General features: G+C 34.4%; 14 protein-coding genes. 4 read left to right on the plus strand and 10 right to left on the minus strand.

Translation table 11 applies throughout. The features are described from left to right. Positions 1 to 18 precede the first annotated feature (18 nt). The 4 genes from SCB73_RS02925 to SCB73_RS02940 all read right to left on the minus strand — a co-directional run bounded on the left by SCB73_RS02925 (position 19) and on the right by SCB73_RS02940 (position 5,270). Positions 19 to 1,098 carry a putative glycoside hydrolase gene (locus tag SCB73_RS02925; RefSeq protein WP_320568661.1) on the minus strand — a complete coding sequence of 360 codons (1,080 nt, stop codon included), beginning with the start codon at positions 1,096 to 1,098 and terminating at the stop codon, positions 19 to 21. 7 nt (positions 1,099 to 1,105) lie between these two features. Continuing rightward, complete coding sequence (locus tag SCB73_RS02930; RefSeq protein ID WP_320568663.1) at positions 1,106 to 2,173, minus strand: carbohydrate-binding family 9-like protein; 1,068 nt, start codon at positions 2,171 to 2,173, stop codon at positions 1,106 to 1,108. Between the two features lie 4 nt (positions 2,174 to 2,177). Further along, positions 2,178 to 3,143: a glycoside hydrolase family 130 protein gene (locus SCB73_RS02935; protein WP_320568664.1), complete on the minus strand. Its 966-nt coding sequence runs from the start codon at positions 3,141 to 3,143 to the stop codon at positions 2,178 to 2,180. 249 nt (positions 3,144 to 3,392) lie between these two features. After that, the gene (locus tag SCB73_RS02940; RefSeq protein ID WP_320568665.1) at positions 3,393 to 5,270 is read right to left on the minus strand and encodes a sodium:solute symporter family protein; all 1,878 of its coding nucleotides are present in this window, start codon (positions 5,268 to 5,270) and stop codon (positions 3,393 to 3,395) included. A 400-nt stretch (positions 5,271 to 5,670) separates the two neighbouring features. Here SCB73_RS02940 and SCB73_RS02945 point away from each other — a divergent pair, with 400 nt between their 5' ends. Together SCB73_RS02945 and SCB73_RS02950 are read left to right on the plus strand one after the other, a co-directional pair. Continuing rightward, entirely contained in the window at positions 5,671 to 6,729 is a 1,059-nt protein-coding gene (locus SCB73_RS02945; protein ID WP_320568666.1) for a sensor histidine kinase, read from the plus strand. Positions 6,730 to 6,795: 66 nt separating this feature from the next. Beyond that, the gene (locus SCB73_RS02950) at positions 6,796 to 7,509 is read left to right on the plus strand and encodes a LytR/AlgR family response regulator transcription factor (protein ID WP_320568667.1); all 714 of its coding nucleotides are present in this window, start codon (positions 6,796 to 6,798) and stop codon (positions 7,507 to 7,509) included. A gap of 86 nt (positions 7,510 to 7,595) precedes the next feature. Here the strand turns inward: SCB73_RS02950 and SCB73_RS02955 are convergent, their stop codons facing one another. From SCB73_RS02955 to SCB73_RS02980, 6 genes are all read right to left on the minus strand, one after another. Next, positions 7,596 to 8,498 carry an ROK family protein gene (locus SCB73_RS02955; protein ID WP_320568668.1) on the minus strand — a complete coding sequence of 301 codons (903 nt, stop codon included), beginning with the start codon at positions 8,496 to 8,498 and terminating at the stop codon, positions 7,596 to 7,598. A gap of 176 nt (positions 8,499 to 8,674) precedes the next feature. After that, a complete protein-coding gene (locus tag SCB73_RS02960; RefSeq protein ID WP_320568669.1) occupies positions 8,675 to 10,135 on the minus strand; it encodes a glycoside hydrolase family 125 protein in 1,461 nt (486 codons plus the stop codon). A gap of 4 nt (positions 10,136 to 10,139) precedes the next feature. After that, entirely contained in the window at positions 10,140 to 12,422 is a 2,283-nt protein-coding gene (locus tag SCB73_RS02965; RefSeq protein WP_320568670.1) for a GH92 family glycosyl hydrolase, read from the minus strand. 96 nt (positions 12,423 to 12,518) lie between these two features. Next, positions 12,519 to 14,795 (minus strand): GH92 family glycosyl hydrolase, encoded by a 2,277-nt coding sequence (locus SCB73_RS02970; RefSeq protein ID WP_320568671.1) that lies wholly within the window; start codon positions 14,793 to 14,795, stop codon positions 12,519 to 12,521. Positions 14,796 to 14,894: 99 nt separating this feature from the next. Beyond that, entirely contained in the window at positions 14,895 to 16,883 is a 1,989-nt protein-coding gene (locus SCB73_RS02975) for a beta-mannosidase (protein WP_320568672.1), read from the minus strand. Between the two features lie 493 nt (positions 16,884 to 17,376). Next, entirely contained in the window at positions 17,377 to 18,387 is a 1,011-nt protein-coding gene (locus SCB73_RS02980) for a LacI family DNA-binding transcriptional regulator (RefSeq protein ID WP_320568673.1), read from the minus strand. A gap of 386 nt (positions 18,388 to 18,773) precedes the next feature. Between SCB73_RS02980 and SCB73_RS02985 the strand changes: the two genes are divergently transcribed. Together SCB73_RS02985 and SCB73_RS02990 are read left to right on the plus strand one after the other, a co-directional pair. After that, positions 18,774 to 19,037 (plus strand): hypothetical protein, encoded by a 264-nt coding sequence (locus SCB73_RS02985; RefSeq protein WP_320568674.1) that lies wholly within the window; start codon positions 18,774 to 18,776, stop codon positions 19,035 to 19,037. A gap of 230 nt (positions 19,038 to 19,267) precedes the next feature. Then, positions 19,268 to 20,365 carry a DUF1214 domain-containing protein gene (locus SCB73_RS02990; protein ID WP_320568675.1) on the plus strand — a complete coding sequence of 366 codons (1,098 nt, stop codon included), beginning with the start codon at positions 19,268 to 19,270 and terminating at the stop codon, positions 20,363 to 20,365. Positions 20,366 to 20,389 lie beyond the last annotated feature (24 nt).

A 20,389-nucleotide genomic window follows, 5' to 3' on the forward strand; every position in this document is an offset into this window, starting at 1 on the left:
TTCTTTTGCATCTGCATATTACTTCAGACTTGCTTTTGTTTCTTTTATAGTTTTGAAATTACTTTCAGACAGAGCATTTCCATCAAAAAAGGAAACCCCAATCGCACCATTTTCTTTGGCTAGTAAAATGGCTTCTTTTAATTCTTTGTCATTCTTTACTCCCGGAACATAAATTCCTGTATTGATTTTTGTTTTTTTATCTTTTAGATCGGCAACACCTTGTTTTGTCGCGTAACCAACCCAATCAATTTCTTCATCATAAAAGCTGTGGTAAATCATTGGATATACTTCGTCGATATCCCATTTATCCCAACGCTGACGAACCATGTGATCAGCCATTTCTGGATAAGGAAAAACCGCAGCTGTTAATTGTTTATTGTGTTTGTGCGCAATTGCATAAGCATCATTAACTACAGCTTGAATGGCATTTAATCTAAAGTTTTTCCACTCCATATCGATTGAAGTATTGTGGCTTTGTTTTGGGTTTTTATGATGTATTTTTTCAAATGCTTTTATGCATTCATCGCAATAGCAAAAATCAAATTGTGGCAATTCTACATCTTGAACCAAATTGTATTTTGGCAACAAACTAATCGGCAAAAAGATATCTGGGAAACGAATATAATCTAAATGAACACTTTCGATTCCGTCCACTTTTGCCAGCTCTTCAACCAAATGCAAGACGTGTTCTCTAGATTCTTTTCTTGTTGGACACAGCCATTGATAGTAATCAACATACGGACGATTGTCAAAACATGATTTTCCTTCTTTGCTTACCTGATACCAGTCTGGATGTTGTAAGGCAATCGAATCGCCTGGCCTGTTCATGGCCATAATCCAGGCATGTACTTTTAAACCTTCTTTTGTAGCCAGAGGAACTAATCTTTTTAAAAGTTTTGGATCTGTAGCAGTATTGATCAAAACCTCATCGATGCCGCCGTCTTTGTATTTTTTAAATTCTTTTGTATAATCAGCATCCGATTTTTTAGCATCGGCGGTTGTCCAGACAGCAAATTTAAAAGTGGTTGGTTCTTCTTTTTTAGCACATGAAAAAATACTAAAGGCTAATAAAAAAAGTAATAGTTTTGGTAGTTTCATAGGTGGTTTATTTTGAGATTATTTTGCCGTCCTGCCTTATAATATAAATTTGGTTTGAAAAAGGACTTTTTACTGAAATATTATATCCCGAAGAATGGTTTTCTACTACCGGTTTCAAAATTTTATTATCAACTACGATTGGTTCTTTCGTAAGATCTGTGATTGATTTTGCCCAGGTCTTATTTTTTTCAGCATATTGTTTCTCCGCTCTGTACAAAGCATAAAGTTCCCATTTTACTTTTTCATCCTGCGGAATTGTAAAAGCCTCTTTCCCTTCTTTCGAAGAAAAATATACATATCCCCATTTTTCTGGTTCGTGCATGTTGATGACGCCCATTGGCGACCAAACCCAATTGTATTCGGGCAAGAACTTTCCTTCGGCATCTTTTTTTCGCTCATAAGCTCCATTTTTAATAGAATGTTGCCAATTTACTCTCGAAAAATTGACTCTCCAGAATTTATCTATCGGAACAACTTTCTCAAAATAAGACGTTTTATAAGATGCCCACGGAATTGCCATTTCCAAAACCCAGCCTTCGTCAGTATCATTCGGATTATTGATTGTTCCATTGATTTTCACTGCCGATTTAAGTCCCGGAATATCCCAGCCATTCGCTACTACGATGTCCGGTTCTCTGTATGGTTTTGTCAAAAACAAATCCCATGCAGTGTTTAACGCATTTATTTCTAATTCGTAATAATTGTACGTATCATTATCAGGATCAATAAAAACCTCAAAATCGTTATTATAAAAAATGATGGTATCGCGCTGTTTCAAATTGGCCCAAACATGAGGTTCTTCCATTTTTGCCAAAATATAGAAATTGGTTTCATCCCAAAGCATTTTTACTTTGGTGGCATATTTTGGTTTTATGCCGTTTTCAATATCTTCAAAAAGATCAGTCCATTCGGCTTTGCTCCATGCGGCATCCGTATCTTCCCCATCAATTACGATAGGAGTTGCTGTTTTGGTTGCGACATAGGTTTTAGGCACAATTGTCTTTTTCGATTGCGAAAACGCCATGACCGAAATAAATCCTAACGCGACGGGTAACCATTTAAATTTGAGACTCATCTTTTTATAAACTGTTATCTTTCGTAAACTGAACTACTTCGCTTAATTTTCCAAAAGCAATAGCCACAACCGTGTCGGCTGCGCCATAATAAACGGCTAATTTATCTTCTTCAGTATCATGCAAAGCGGCGCATGGAAAAACAACATTTGGCACATCGCCTACCATTTCGTAAAGTTCTGCCGGCCCTAATAAATAAGGTTGTGTTCTGTATTTTACTTTGTCTGGCGAATCAACTTCTAAAAGTGCAGATCCCATTGCATAACGGAAACCATTGCAAGTATTGATCACACCATGATAAATCATCAACCAGCCTTCGTCAGTAAGAATTGGGATTGGCCCTGCTCCAACTTTTGTACATTGCCAAGCACTGTCTTCAAAAGGAGTTGGTTTCATCACCAAACGGTGTTCTCCCCAATATTTCATATCGGGGCTATAGCTGATCCAAATATCTCCAAAAGGTGTATGCCCGTTATCACTCGGACGGCTCAACATAGCATATTTTCCGTTGATTTTTTGCGGAAACAAAACACCGTTTCTGTTAAAAGGCAAATACGCATTTTCACATTGGAAGAATTCTTTAAAATCAAAAGTATATCCAATTCCGATTGTTGGTCCGTTGTATCCGTTGCACCAAGTAATCCAGTAACGATCTTCGATAAAAACCACTCGCGGATCGTATTTGTAAGCAGACTCGATCATGTCTGTATTTCCGGCTTTCATTTCGATTGGTTCGTGGTTGATTTCCCAATCGATTCCATTTTTACTAAAACCAGCAAAAATATTCATTTGAACTGCTTTATTGTCACATCTAAAAACACCCGCAAAGCCATCTCCAAAAGGAACAACCGCGCTATTAAAAACGCTGTTTGATGAAGGAATCGCGTATCTTTCTATAATAGGATTTTCGGTATATCTCCACATTATATCATTACTGTTTTCGGGTCTGTCTTGCCAAGGAATACTGCTCATTTTCTTAGTTTTTCGTTTATTATTTTATTCTTCAAACACTTAAAAAGACATTTTCATTTCTTTAAATAGCGTCGAAATTGTTTCTTATTTTCTTTTTTTATTGAAACACTTAGAAACATAGTTTTTAAAATTAAAAAAATTGGTTTTGGTTTAGTCCAAAAGATATATATATGTGTGTGTGTGGAATTTTCTTTTGTACTCTTCTTTTCTAAAAATAAAAATCTATGTTTCTATGTATTCCATAATTTATTAATCGGCTATTTTTCGAACTCTATCCAGCCATGTAAATTTCAAGATGGTAGTCGTGATCAGAAAGACGATTAATGCTACTATTGCTTTTGGATAATCTTTGATGATAAAGAATATCGGAAGCAAAATCATGCTCGATTGCCATACAATCCCGATTGCACAATTCAGCATATCTCTGCCAAAATCATTATTTTTTTCGAAAGTATCATCTTCTGCTTTTAATACTTTATAAACCGGATTCCAAAAACCCCAAGGTCTCACATTCGAATAAAACGATTTTAGCACTTCCATTTCTGTTGGTTCGCTTAAAAAAGTTCCTAAAACGCAACCCAAAATCGAGAAGCCAAAAATTAACGGAAAGAGATAAATGGCTTGTACATGTGATAAGTTATATAAAAATGAACCTTCCGTTAAATTGGCTTGATTCTGTCCTAAAATAAATTGTAATGAAGCGATAATTAATCCGGCGAACATTCCCCAGAAATAACCCCAGCCATTAAAACGCCACCAAATCCATTTTAGGAAATTGGCTGCGACATAACCGCCATAAAGTGCGCTGGTAATCCATAAAGTCAAGGAGTTGATTGAATCAGCAAAAAAGCCCATAAAAACCCCTAAGCCAACAACCAAAAACGAAGAAATCTGACTCACTTTAATATAATGAGCATTTGTTGCAACTGGCTTGAAATACTTTTTATAAATATCATTTACAATATAAGCTGGCCCAGCATTCACAAAAGCGGAAAATCCAGACATGAACGCCGCCAATAAACCCGCCAGCAAAAGCCCTTTTATTCCAACAGGAATATATAAATTAACCACTTTTGGCATTAGCAATTCTAGATCAGCTCCAGTTAAACCTGTGTTTCCATTTAATTCTGGCGCTAGATTTACCAATGCAATTACCACGATTCCAGTAATCAATAAATATCTTGGAATGAATAAAATCAAGTTTGTAAAACCACTCATATAAGCCGCTTCTTTAACCGATTTTGTCGAAAGAATTCTTTGCAAATCATAACTTGGAGTTGGTCCGGCAACACTGGCGAAAAATCCTTTGAACAATGTCATTCCGATGAAAGCGCCAAACATTTTATAGCCTTCAGAATCAATTAAATTATTGAATGTCTGAAATTTATCACTCCACTGTGTTTCAAACTGCCAACCGAAGAAAACATTTTTCCATTCTTCTGTAATAACCGAATTGATTTGAATATCAGTATAATTTACAAAAGCATAACCTGCAATTAGCGTTCCTGCCGTAATCATGATAAGATACTGAACCACTTCAGTCGCCACTACAGAAAACATGCCGCCTTTAACAGTATAAATTGTCGTTAAAAATATAATTAGCAATGCGTAAGAACGCTCTGATGTCAGAAGAACTAAATCACCATAATGAAGCGTTAAATCCCACGGAAGAATAATGGTCACAAACTTCCCGATTCCTTCAAAAAAGTAAGCAATAAAACCAATTGTAGAAATAATAGCAAAAATTGCCACGATAATATGAGATGCTTTTCCGGCTCTGTCGCTTCCAAAACGAGTTAAAATCCATTCGGAACCCGTCATTACTTTTGATTTTCTAATCCAAACGGCGAGAAACATCATTACGAAAATCTGATTCCAAATGGGCCAAAGCCACATAAACATAAAACTTTTGACACCATATAAAAACAAAACTCCAATCATCCATGAAGTTCCTGAAACGTCAAACATTCCAGATCCGTTGCTTAATCCTAAAAAATACCATTTGATTGTTTTTCCACCGAGAAAATAATCATCCAAGCCTTTTGACGCTTTTCTTGAAATCCAAATTCCTATTCCTACAGAAAGCACGATGTAGGCAATGATGATCGCTATGTCAATGATATTCATTAAATTTTATGGTATTAGTTGGTTAGTTGATTTTTGGTTGGAGCAATTTAAATTCTGATTAAGAAGAAATTCTACATTGATCTTAGAATTCTTAAGAAGAATCTGTTAATGATGCGGTATTGACTTTTGGTAAGCATAATCTACATTTTAAAAAAGGATTTTATTACTGTTTGCAATAAATAAGCCGTTAGACAAAAAAACTTGATGACAATTATTTTTGTATCTCTTTATTTCACAACTTGCAGTCGAAAGCGCAATTAAGACAGCAAGGCAAAACGCTATAAACAATAATAATTTAACTTTAAATTTATATAAAATTGATTTTTGCTTAAAGTAATTTAGACAAACGACATCTAAACGAAGACAAACACCAAAAAAAGTCACAAAACGTAGTATTATTATGAATTTCAGTTTCAGCAGATTTTATTCAATTCCTTGGCGTTACCACGTATTTTTCTGGCTGACGTATTTTTTGTTCAATACTTTTCGCTGGGGAATTTACTTCAACGATTATGTTTATTCGTTCAAGAGTAATTTATTGGGTTTTCCTATTCATATGACTTTATGCTATTTGAATATTTTGCTCTTTATGCCGTATTTGGTTTACCGAAAAAAATATGTTTTGTATATACTCGCTGTTTTGATTTCGATATTTTTAATGGTGATTTTGAAATTCAACCTTACTTATCTGCTTATTAATCATGACGTTTGGCCAGAAGGACCAACTAAAATCGATAAACTGACACTGACCTACACAATTGACATGATGATTGGCGAATTGTACGTGATCACATTTGTAACGGCAATCAAGATTACATTGGATTTTATGAAAGAGCAAAAAAGAGTTGTCGATCTCGAAAAATCACAATTGGAAACCGAATTGCTTTTCCTAAAATCTCAAATTTCTCCTCATTTTCTTTTTAATACGCTTAATAATATCTACTCTTTATCTGTAGAAAAATCCAACAAAACGCCGAGAATAGTAACAAAGCTTTCTGAATTAATGCGTTATATGTTGTATGAAACAAAAAACAGAAGACAAAGCTTAGAAAATGAAATACTTTGTATTCAAAATTACCTTGATTTGGAGCGAATTCGAAATGACGACAGATTAGAAATAAACATGTCTATTTCGGGTGATATTCACGATAAAGAAATTGCGCCGATTATTCTTTTGACTTTTATTGAAAATGCATTTAAACATGGCGTAAACAAGAATACTGGAAAAGTTGTTATTGACATCAATTTTAAAATAAAAGATGATTTTCTGCATTTCAGCGTTTCAAATCCGCAACCGGAATTTACTTTGCATGAAGATAATTTCAATAGTTCAAGTGGCATCGGAATCGAAAATGTAAAGAAAAGACTGGAATTAGGTTACAATAAAAATGAGTATAATCTTTCTTTTAAAAAGAAAAAGAATATTTTTGTTGTAAAGCTTAAAATTAAAGTCACTTAGCACGACTTTTGCTGTGTAAAAACAGTGCCTGCTAAATTATTTTGCGCAAAAAATAATAATAAAAAAATGAAAGTAAATTGTTTGATTATTGATGATGAGCCTTTGGCAATCAATGTTATTAAAAATTATTTGGAACCCCTTGAAGATTTTGAGGTTCTAAATACTTTTAGCAACCCGATTGAAGGCTTGAATTATTTAAAAAACAATAAAGTCGACGTCATTTTTTTAGATATTAATATGCCGGTTTTAGATGGTATAAATTTCATAAAAAGTCTTGAAAACCCTCCGTTAGTCATTATTACAAGTGCTTACAGCCAATTTGCTATTGAAACTTACGAACTTGATGTTGTGGATTTTTTAGTAAAACCAATTGAATTTCCAAGACTAATGAAAGCCCTTAACAAAGTAAGCAAACGTCTTGAAACTATAAACAACATTACACCCGAGAATACAGCAGACAATCCATTCATTTTTGTCAAAATTGATAAAAAACGAATGAAGAAGATTTTCCTGAATGAGATTTTGGTAATCGAAAGCTTGAAAGATTATTTAAAAATCAGTACGCTTACCAACAAATACATCATTCACAGCACGATGTCAGACTTCACCGATTTGTTGCCCGAAAGAAATTTTTTAAGAATTCATCGTTCATTTACAGTAGCCATTGACAAAATTGATGCTGTTGAAGGAAACAGCATCGAAATTGAAGGTCTTAGATATGTTATCGGAAGATCGTATATGGAGCACGTTAAGCAAAGAATTTTAAATTCTTCGACTTAATTAAAACCAGAAATTGAGTAACAAAAAACACCATTAAATACTAAAAAGTACAGAATGGTGTTTTTTTTATATGCATTAAAGTTTACTTACAATTTATGAAGCATGCTGGCCGCTCCCAACAAAGCCGCTCCTTCATTATCAGTAGAAACAACTACACTAACCTCTAAGCCGTTTTCTTTAATTTTTTTATCGAAAGTTGAAAGAAAGAATTTGCTCGCATTGGCAATTTTTCCTCCAATAATAAAATGGTTTGCACCAAATTTAGTTATCCAAGGGATTGCTACCTCAGCCAAATCCTCACCCATTTGTTCAAAAACCTTAATTGCAATTTCATCGCCGCCAAGTGCCAGATTGTAGAGCTCCAAACCATTGCTAAGCATTTTTCCAGACAAGGTTTTATAGCCTCCTAATAGTCCGCGCGCCGAAACATAATCTTCTGCCATACCGTCTTTGAATGGCAAATTATAAATTTCTCCATCAGTTGGGACTGATTCTCCAGTTGAAACAGAAACGCCTTTATCAATAAAACATGCTCCAAGTCCTGTTCCTAATGTAACTGCCATTACTTTTTTAGAAAGATTAGCAGCATCTTTAAAAACTTCGCCTTTTCCAAAGCAAACGGCATCATTTTCAAAAAGAATCGGAAAATCGCTAGACAAGTTAAGCGTTCCTTGAAACAGATAACGAACATTCAGACCGTAAAAATGCTCATATTTAGATTGATCTTTTATCCAGCAAAGTCCATTGGCATAATCAAACGGACCAGGCATGCATACGGCAAGACCTTTTACTTCTTCAACTTTTGAATTTTCAATTGAAATCCGAATCACTTTTTCCCAAATAGTCATAACCTGATCGACTGGCAAATTAGAATCAAACGATTCTTTATGTACCGAAAAGTCAATCATTTTCATATTCGCAATATCTATAATTGCTGCGGTAATATGTGTTCCTCCAATGTCAACTCCAACGGCATATTCTTTATTCATTGTTATTTTTACTGTTTATTGTTTGTCGTTTATAGTTTGTTGTTTTTAGTAGCAGAGATTCACTTTTCACTAATCACTTTTCACTAATCACTTTTTACTAATCACTTTTTACTAATCACTTTTTACTAATTACTTTTTACTAATTACTAATTACTAATTACTATCTGACCAACTGTTTAAATATTTTTATCTTTTAAAATTTGTGGGTATTTGATGCTGGTATGTACAATCATTTCTCCAAAAAGTGTATTAGCCCACGCAAACCATTTTCGCGTAAACTTGGCTACATCATCTTTATGAAACGATTCATGCATGAAACCGGTATCAGCATTTGTTTTAATCAAATTGCTGATGCAGGCTTTGATTTCTTTTTCATCGACACTTGTAATGGCTCTCAAGACAATACTCATTGGCCAAATGGTATCAGCTCCTGTATGCGGACCGCCAATTCCTTCACCTGCTTTTCCTTTGTAGAAAAACGGATTGTTTTCTGAAAGCACCACTTTTCTGGTATTCAAATACAACGGACTGTCTGGTTCAATTGCTCCTAAATACGGAAGGGACAATAACGAAGGAACATTGGCATCATCCATCATATGAAAACTACCGTATCCGTTTACTTCAAAAGCAATAATTTTTCCGAATTTTGGATGTTCGATAATTCCGTTTTCTTCTAATCCTTTTTGAACTTGATTTCTTAATTCTGTGGCTTTGGCAACCAAATCTTTGTCCAACATGGCTGGCAAAGAGAAAATTTCGATCAAGTAACCCAAAACTTCAATAGCAAACATATTGCTCGGAATCAAGTATCCAAATAAAGTACTGTCGTCACTTGGCCTAAAAGTAGAAACAATCAAACCACAAGGTTTTACAGGATATCCGTAACCGCTCAAAGGTACGCCATCAGTCGCCCAAGCTGTTTCTCTTTGGAAAGTGTAAGGCCCTTTATCTGTCCATCTTTGCTGTTCTTTAAAAGTTTGCAATACTAAAAGCATAGCTTCTTTCCATTGTTTGTCAAACAAACTTAGGTCGCCTGTTTCTTTCCAATATCCATGCGCCAAACGAATAGGATAACACAAACTGTCAATTTCCCATTTGCGTTCGTGAATTCCCGGTTTCATTTTGGTCAAATCATTTTTCCATTCGCTTATCTTAGAAAAATCTTTATAAAAAGCATTTGCATAAGGATCCAACAAAATGCATTTTGTCTGGCGATTGATTACGCCTTTTACCAATTCGGCCAGTTTTTTATCTTCTTTCACAAATGGAATGTAAGGCCAAATTTGAGCCGTACTATCGCGAAGCCACATTGCGTCGATATCTCCCGTAATTACATACGTATCCGGTTTTCCGTCGATAACTTCAAAATCAACTGTGGTATCTAATGTATTTGGAAAACAGTTTTCAAATAGCCAAGCCAATTCTGGATTTGCAATTTGTTTTTTGATGCGCGTAATTGCTGCTTCAATTGCAGGGCTTGTGAATTTTCGTTCTGCCAAAGGAGGTCTTTTGCTGATAAAATCTTTTAGTGCAAAATCAAACGCATTTGACTGTGAAGCAAAAACATCCGTTTGAATCGCCAATAGTCCAGCTGAAAAAATTCCAGCATTTTTTATAAATTTTCTACGTGACTGCATAGTATTATTTTGAATTTGAGTAAGAATATGGGAAGGCACTTGATGAAGTCCCTCTTTGTAAATTTGGTTCGGCTGACATCTCAAAATTCAATTCTCCGCCTTTTAAGACATCTGAATGATTAATGAAATTTTTAGCATAACTCGTATTGTTCCATTTTAAATCCTGAACATATTTGTTTGTTTCCGAATTTTTAGGAGCATTTATAATAAGTTTTTTGCCGTTCTCTAATTCCAAAGTCAGTTTTTTGAATAATGGTGCACCCAAAACATATTCTTCTGTTGCTGGGCACACAGGATAAAATCCCATTGCCGAGAAAATATACCAAGCCGAAGTCTGCCCGTTATCTTCATCTCCGCAATAACCATCTGGAGTTGGCTTGTACAAACGATTGATTACTTCTCTTGACCAATATTGTGTTTTCCAAGGTTCGCCTGCATAATTGTACAAATAAATCATGTGCTGAATTGGCTGGTTTCCGTGCGCATATTGTCCCATATTCATAATCTGCATTTCGCGAATTTCATGAATAACCGATCCGTAATAACTGTCGTCAAAAACTGGAGGTGTTGTAAAAACGGCGTCTAATTTTTCTACAAATTTTTTCTGTCCGCCCATCAAATTAATCAATCCTTGAATATCATGAAAAACGCTCCAGCTGTAATGCATTGCATTTCCTTCTGTAAAAGCATCTCCCCATTTTAGCGGATTGAAATTTTTCGGAAAACTACCATCTTTATTTCTGCCGCTCATCCATCCCATTTCAGGATTAAATACGTTTTTATAATTCATCATTCGTTTCTCGAACAAACTGATTTCTTTTTTTGGGCGATTTAAGGCTTTCGCCAATTTCCAAATTGCAAAATCATCGTAAGCATATTCCAGCGTTCTCGCCGCATTTTCGTTAATTTTCACATCATAAGGAACATATCCCAAGGTATTGTAATACGAAACTCCTTTTCTTCCAACGGCATCCATCGGGCCTTCATTATTTGCTCCATGAACTAAAGCTTCAAATAAAGTATTGATGTCATATCCTCGCAAACCTTTGATGTAAGCATCAGAAACCACTGAAGCCGAATTGTTTCCAACCATTACATTTCTGAAACCAGGACTTGACCATTCTGGCAAAAAGCCGCCTTCTTTATAATCGTTGATCAAACCTTCCTGCATTTCTCTGTTTACAGAAGGATAAACTAAATTCAACAAAGGATATAAAGCACGAAAAGTGTCCCAAAATCCTGTTCCTGCGTACATATAACCCGGCAAAACATTTCCGTTATACGGACTATAATGTATCGTTTCGCCTTTAGCATTTATTTCATATTGTTTTTGCGGAAAGCAAGTTGCACGGTACAAGCATGAATAAAAAGTTTTTAATTGATCTGCGTCGTTGCTTTCGGCTGAAATTTTCCCTAAAACCTTATTCCATTCATTTTTAGAAGCTGCAACAGTTTCATTGAAAGAAGCATTACCTAATTCATTTTTTAGATTTAATTCGGCTTGCTCTCGACTTATAAATGACGAAGCGGTTTTTACATTTACAATTTCTCCTTTTTTAGTTTTGAAACTTACGACTGCACCAGCGTGATTGTCCTGCAATTCTAATTTATCTTTTTCTATACCTTTTTCATTCCAAGTACTGCTTGTTGCAAATGGTTTGTCAAAAACGAGTACAAAATAATTTTTGAAATTCGCTGGAACTCCTCCACTATTGCGCGTTGTATAACCAATGATTTTATTTTCTGATGGAATAATTTTGATATACGATCCTTTGTCAAATGCATCAACAACAATTGAAGATTGCTCATTTTCAGGAAAAGTAATCTGAAAATGTGCAGCTCTTTCAGTCGCAGTAATTTCAGTCGTAACATCATAATCTGCAAGATAAACGCTGTAATAATACGGTTTTGAAACCTCTGCTTTATGACTGAACCAGCTAGCTCGATCGGCTTCTGCAACAACTATTTTCCCCGTAACAGGCATAATCGAAAACTGACCGTAATCGTTCATCCAAGGTGATGGCTGATGTGTTTGTTTGAATCCTCTAATTTTTTCTGCCGTGTAAGTGTATGCCCATCCGTCACCCATTTTTCCTGTTTGCGGTGTCCAGAAATTCATTCCCCATGGCCTGCAAATTGCTGGATAGGTATTTCCGTTTGACAAACTATGCACAGATTGCGTACCCATTAATGGGTTTACATATTCTGCCGGATCTAAAGGTTTTACTTGTGCTGTAGCAATACCGCACTGTATTAATCCTAAAAAAATTAAGCTCTTTATTTTCATAGTCTTTTTATGCTTTAAGCTATAAGCTGTTAGCTATCCGCTTTAAATTAATATCTATAAATTTTTAATACTTTGAGGAAATCTAAAATCTAAAATTTACTTAGGTCTATCTTCTTTTTTTACTCCAAAAGTTGTTGAAGGTTTACTTCCCATATACAATTTCAATTCACCGCCTTTTACAATCATATCTTGTGTAATATAGGATTTTGTATAGGGTTTTCCGTTGAATTCTGCTTTTTGAATGTAAATATTTGTGGCGCTGTTATTGACTGCATTTATCGTGAATAAAATTCCTTTTTTATAATGAATTGTTGCCGTATTTACTAATGGACTTCCTAAAACGTAAACTCCATTTGCTGGATTAACTGAATAAAATCCCATTGAAGATAAAACATACCAAGCCGACATTTGTCCTAAATCTTCATTGCCGCACAATCCGTCTGGTTTTGTAGAATAGAATTTATCGTCGATTTCTCGAATTAATTTTGCCGTTTTCCAAGGTTGTCCTGCAAAAGCATACAAATATGGAATATGATGATTTGGCTCATTTCCTTGTGCATATTGCCCAATCAAACCGCTGATGTCTGGTGAAACTTCTTCTCCTTCTACTTTATCTGTTATTTGAAAAAGCGAATCTAATTTAGCCACAAATTTGCTTTCGCTTCCAAACAAATCAATCAAACCATACGGATCTTGAGGAACCAACCAAGTATACTGCCACGCATTTCCCTCAACATAATCGTCTTTTCGATGCGCCGATGAAAGCGGATTAAATGGCGTTCTCCAATTTCCATCGGTCAATTTTCCGCGCATGAAAGTTGTTTCTTTGTCAAAATAAAGTTTATATAAATTCGCTCTTTTTGAGAAATAATCATAATCTTCGGTTTTGTTTAAAGCTTTTGCTACTTGTGCAATACAATAATCATCAATTGCATATTCTAAAGCATTCCCAACACTTTCCAACATTTTGTCTGCCGGAATATATTGCAGTTTTTGTACATAATCCATTCCGTCGCGAGTTTGCATTCCCGTTTTTTTCATGGCTTCATAAGCCAAATTCACATCATAATCGCGATATCCTTTCAAATAAGCATCTGCAATTACTGCAATTGAGTGATTTCCATTCATGGTATTAGTTTCATTTCCCATCAAATGCCAAACTGGCAACCTTCCTTGCTGTTCGTAAATCGCCAAAAATGATTTTACAATGTCGTTGATTTTATCGGGTTGCGTGATGGTGTATAATGGATGAAGTCCGCGATAGGTATCCCAAAGTGAAAAAGTAGTGTAGTTTGTAAAATTTGCTTTTTCGTAAACCTTTTTATCAGTTCCTCTGTAGTCTCCGTTGGCATCATTAAAAATGGAAGGCGCAAAAATCGTGTGATACAATGAAGTATAAAAAACTTTCATTGTTTTGTCGTTTCCTGTGATCTGAATTTTATTTAATTCTTTATTCCATTTTGAAGAAGCCATTTTGACGGTTTGATCAAAATCCCAATTCGGGATTTCAGCTTTTATATTCGCTGAAGCATTTTCAGAACTTACTGGAGAAATTCCGACTTTAACTAAAACTTGTTTGTTTTTTAAAGTTGCGAAATCTACAACTGCCTTCATTTTCAAACCTTCGCCTTCATTTCCTGAAACTAATGTTTTATCATCGTACAATGCTAAATTAGAAATTGGTTCAGAAAATTCCATTGTAAAATAAACACGCTGATCTGTCGCCCATCCTGCCGAAAAACGATAGCCTGCCAGCGTAGTTGCATTTATTTTTTTGATGAAAGTTTTTACCGGTTTGTCCCATCCAACTCCATCCGTAAGGTCTAATAAAACATGAGTATCTGATGCCGAATTAAAAGTATATTTATGAAAACCAACTCTTTCGGTAGCGGTTAATTCGGCTTTGATTTTGTATTTATCCAAAATGACACTGTAATAGCCTGGTTTGCTCACTTCGCTTGCATGCGAGAAATACGAACCGTAACCATTTGTCATATCTTCTTTTGTACCTTTAAAAAGAGGAACTTTTCCTGTAACTGGAAGCAATAGAATATCGTTCAAATCTCCAATTCCGGTGCCGCTTAAATGCGTATGTGTAAATCCTAAAACAGTATTGCTTGCATAATTATAGCCGCTGCACCAATCCCAGCCTTCAAAAATATTTACCGGCCCAAGTTGCACTGCCCCAAAAGGAACATTCGCTCCCACAAATACATGTCCATGCCCTGCCGATCCGATAAGCGGATTTACATATTTTGTATAATCGATATTATTTTGATTTGCGCTTTTTTTCTGTGCATCAACAGAATTTGCAAAAAACAAGTTTAAAGCGAAAATACCGCTAAAAGCTATTTTGGTGTATTTTGTAAACATATATTCTTTAGCTTCTAAGATACTGAGATGCTAAGGTTCTAAGTTTTTTCTCTAATCTTTCTTAGAGTCTTAGCAACTAAACAGCTCAATATTTATTAATTAATATTTATTCAAAACGTCATAAAGCGAATAAACCTTAAAAAGTGGTTTCTCAATTTTACCTTCAAACGTGATCGTTTTTTCTTCTCCTTCTTTCAAATCAAAATAATTGTCGCTCCATTTTCCGGTATAGCCTTTTATGGAAATATATACGTATTTTGCTGCCTTTGATGCTTTTATAGCGACTTTATTTCCTGTAATTTTATAGGTGATTTTTGGATCTTCTAATTTCAAATTAATGGGGCGCGTCAAATCGATTTCCGGTTTTTTATCATCCCTGTATGCTTCTTTCATGGCATACCAGGCAGCTTTTGGCTGGCGATCATAATAATCAGTTACGCTCCAACTTGCTACTGGCCAGCAATCGTTGAGTTGCCAAACCAAAGTTCCCATATTGTAAGGCGCTTTTGAACGATGAATACCGATAATATTTTTTAAAGAATAATACTGAAGACATTGCGTAAGATAGGTATAATCCTCAACACTCATTTTCTTAATTTTAGCCTCCTCAATAAAATAGCGATTCAAATAAGAATCTAATTTCATAAAACCTTTTCCAGCTTTTTGATGCGCTTCTAAAATATCAGAATACAAATAGCGATCTTCTGGCAAAGTAAAAGCTTCTATAGACGAATAATTTGGCATGGCTTGCATACCATATTCGCTTACAAAACGGCCGGTTTTAGAGTTAGTTATTTCTATATCATCTAAACCCCACCATGTACCCCAATAATGACTGTCTCCTTGAGTAATACTTTCCTTCTTTCCCCAACCAAATAAAGGTGAAGAACTTACATAAGGACGTTTATTATCGACCTGCTTTACCCATTTTGGAATACTGTCTTGAAACAAACGAACATAATCCTGCCACAAACGTGTTGAATCTTGTTTCGACATATTCATGCTCTTTTGCCAGCCCCAATTTTTAAAGGCTTCATCAATCTCATTATTTCCGCACCACAAAACAATACTTGGATGATGGCGAAGACGTTTTACCTGATATTGGACTTCGGCTTTTACATTATCAAAAAAAGCTTTGTCGCCAGGAATCATGGTGCCAGCAAACATAAAATCCTGCCAGACATAAATTCCGTTTTTATCACATAAGTCATAAAAATAATCATCCTCATAAATACCGCCGCCCCAGACACGCAACATATTCATATTGGCATCTTTCGCCATTGAAATTACTTTTTCGTATTCTTTTTTCGTCACTCGCGAAAGAAAAGCATCTGATGGAATGTAATTGGCGCCTTTCATATAAACTGGCTTTCCATCAATTTTGAAATAAAATGATTTGCCAACGCTGTCCGGCTCTTGAACCAATTCTATTTTGCGATTCAGCACATAAGGTTTCTCAGGTGTTTTTTTATCATAAACTTCTAAGCGCGGTGTTTTCCAAATACCGCAAGTGGTGAATTTTGGCCCCCAATCCCATCCAAAATGGTATTGTGCTTTTCGAACATAGGCACGCGGGTTGTCGGGAATTACAAAAGGCAAATCTTTTTTAGCCAATGAATCTGCTACATTTTGTGCCGATTTAAATACGATTACCAAATCATTGTTTCCAGATTTCAGCAGATTTTTAACTTCAACGCGCCATTGACGAAACATATTGTCGGCTTTCAAAACCTGTTTATTATTCAAATAAACGGTAGCGTAAGTATCTAATCCGTCAAAAACCAATTCAGCATTTTTCTTTTTTAATAAAGCTGGTGTTACTTGAAAAGTGGTTTTATATTCCCAGTCTTTCTTTTCAATCCATTGCAGTTTTTTTTCGTTGTCTCTGTAAAATGGATCCGGAATTGTTTTATTATTCAACAAATCAGTATGCACTTCACCTGGAACTGTTGCAGGAAGCCATTTTGCAGTTTTCGTTTCTCGAAATTGCCAGCCTTCTTTTATATTTATATTTTGGGCATTGGCAACAAATGAAAAAATTGTTGCACAAATGCCCAAAAACCAATAAACTCTTTTTTTATAATTCATTTCAACTAAATGCTAACTTAATTTAATCGCAAAAGGCCCGCTGGCAGTTAGAGAAGGAGAATTGATTAAACAACTACTTCCTTCTCTTAGATATGTATCAGAATAATAGTAACTAACAAAATATCACTGAAATCATTTCCTTTTTTACGGCTGCCAAGCTTAACTTATATGCTAATTGTTTATTGCCAAAGCAATTATTCTTATTTCTTTTCTGATTTTTTACTAATACTAAAATCAGTAAACCAATTTAAAACAAGCCGGAAACCGCAGGAATACTTCCCGGCTTAATTCAATTTAACTAACCAAAATTCAACCATTTAAAAACTATTAAAGTCCCGCTCTGAATTAACTTTTTATTTATTTTATTCCTAATATTTCCTTTGTTTACGGGCTTTTATCTTTTCTAAGGCTTTATTTTTACCCTAAAACGATTTAGTAAAATCTCAAAAAAAAACGAACCGTTTTTTTTTCCTTTTTTCTTGAATTTTATGAATTAGACCGACTCCCGAATAATTAAATCACCTTTCTTTAAACTTTTTTCAACTTCAAATGATTCCATGTTTGTCATTTGGCTCATCAACAATTCTATTGCCTTCACTCCAATGTCAACTATAGGTTGCGCTATTACGCTAATTGTTGGAGTATGCAATTTAAAACTGTCATGATCATCAAAACTAATAATCGAAATATCTTCCGGAATACTAATTCCCATTCCTCTTAAAGCCTGAAGTCCAGAAAGCCCCATATAATTTGTCAAAAACAAAACAGCATCAATTTCTGTATTTTTCTTGAAAAATTTCACAAGACTCTCTATTCTTGTTTCTTCATTGCTATGATAATCCAAATGCAGTACAAGTTTTTCCTTGTACATTCCTTCTTCTTTCAAAGCATCTTTGTAGCCATCTTCCCTTAACTTCATCTGAATCATTTCAGAAGTATTGTTAACCACGGCAATATTTTTACGATTCTTTTTAATCAAAAATTTGGTAGCCGAATGTGCCGCTTCATAATTATCCATTACAACATGGCTCACATTTTGTCCCGGAAAATACCTGTCGATCAACACCATCGGCTTTTTAAGCTTTAGAAGAAGATCGATTTTCTCTTCCAGATTTTTGGTCGGTGTGATAATAAATCCGTCAACATTTGCCTGCAAAAGACTATGTATCAATTCCTCAGAACGCTCATCATCATCACCTGTACTGCAATAAAAAACCCTGTAATCGATATTTTTTGCTTCATCTTCGATCACACGCGCAAGATCAGAAAAGAATTGATTTGAAATATCCTCAACAATAAGCCCAATCGATCTTGTTTTTCCAGTTCGCAAACTGGTCGCTATCATACTCGGTCTATAATTAAGCTTTTCTGCTACATCTTGCACTTTTTTAATCACAGCTGCGCTAATCCCCATTTTTTCACCTTTACCATTAATAACAAAAGATACTGTAGATACTGAAACCTGAGCTTCTGTCGCAATATCTTTTATTGTAATTTTTTTCATGTAATGGTTAATTTATTGGGTTCTCTTTTATCGCAATCACAAATATAAACAAAAATAGCAACTAAAACGATTTTGTAAAAATTATATTTAAACAAATCATTTTTTTATCATTAATATTAAATGAAATTATCTACAATTATAAGAATTTTACATTTATAAGTAATGAAAATAAAGACTTATTTTTAAAAACAAATTTTAAGCAATTCAATCTTCTTAAATTTTTTTAATTAATATTTGGTATATCGACGCAGAGCGGATAAGAAATATTTCAAATAAATTCGTATTTTTAGTACTATTAATTTATAAGATTAAAAAAACATAAAAAATTGCACCACTAATTGGCGCTAAAATCTCATTTTTGCAACCAAATTAATTTAAACAGAAAAATGGATATAGTTAAGTTTAAAATCACATCAAAAACGATAAAAGTTGAAGTACGTAATTCTAATAATTACGTTTTTAATTTTAACACTGCCTTAGAAATCGAAAAAGCAGACCGCGATGTTTTATTAAAACTATATAACGCATTAGATCTTCTTTTCAAAAAAGAAAATGCTCCTGAAATAAAAAACTATATTTCGCCTAACCAAACTAATATTTTGGATCAAATTTCTGCAGCTACAAGTTTAGAAAACGAGAATAAAGAATAATTGCCATCAAAGCAATACAAATTTAATATCTGAATATTCAAAAACGAGCCCTTAAGCAATTTACTTAAGGGCTTTTTTGTTGCAACTACATTATCTAATACTATTTTAAAAAGCAAAAAAAAACACGTAATCAAACAATTACAAAATCAAAACTTAAAATATTTTCATAACTTAGTAAAAAAATCCCATAAATAATTAGCCTTTTTATTTCTCATCAAAACTTAAGTCTTATGAAAATCAAACAGAAATTATCAGCAGGAATATTTTTATTAGTTATATCATTTTTGGCTTTTGCCTGCAAAAAAAATTCAACAACAGATTCTGAATCAACAAAAAAAGATTCAATACAAACAACAACAGATTCTCTGGCTTCAAAAAAAGGCGATCTTGTTACAGCTGCCAATTTTAATCGAGCAGAAACCGATTTGTATTTTAACACTTCAGTTAAACAATCTAATGGTATCGGTGCTATTTTTCATTATAGAACTTTAATGCCTATAGATAATCAATCTGTTATTCGAGCCAATCGCGATGTTTTATATTCATCAGGTGTTTTTGATCTTGATGCTGGACCAATAACCGTAACATTGCCTAATCCAGGGAAACGATTCATGTCGATGCAAACAATTGATCAAGATCAATATTCTGAAACCTATTATGCGCCGGGAACTTTTACTTTTACCAAAGAAAAAGTCGGCACACGCTACTTAATGCTGGGAATTAGAACCTTTATCAATCCAAATGATCCCAAAGATTTGCCAATTGTAACGGCTTTACAAAATGCAATTAAAGTTGATCAAAAAGAAAAAGGAACTTTTGAAATTCCGAATTGGGATAAAGCAAGCCAAAAGAAAGTTAGGGATTCACTTATTGAAGTATCCAAAAAATTAGCCGATACAAAAGGAATGTTTGGTCCAAGAGGAAAAGTAGACGAAACGCTTCATTTGATAGGAAGTGCTACCGGATGGGGCGGAAATCCTGAAAAAGATGCTTTTTATCTTTCAGTCAATCCTCCTAAAAATGACGGAAAAACGATTTATAAATTAAAAGTAAAAAATGTACCTGTAGATGGTTTTTGGTCTGTGAGTGTTTATAATAAAGAAGGCTATTTTGAGAAAAATGATCTTAATATCTATTCATTGAATAATATTACCGCAAAGAAAGATGCTGACGGGTCTGTAACCATTCAATTTGGAGGCTGTGATGGTAAAACGCCAAATTGCATCCCAACTGTTGCTGGCTGGAATTATTGGGTAAGACTTTATCGTCCGCACAAAGAAGTTTTAAATGGTACTTGGAAATTTCCTGAAGCTCAAATTATCAAATAACTCTTATGCAAATTTTAGGTACAC

Source organism: Flavobacterium sp. KACC 22761, from assembly GCF_034058155.1.
Classification (GTDB): Bacteria; Bacteroidota; Bacteroidia; order Flavobacteriales; family Flavobacteriaceae; genus Flavobacterium.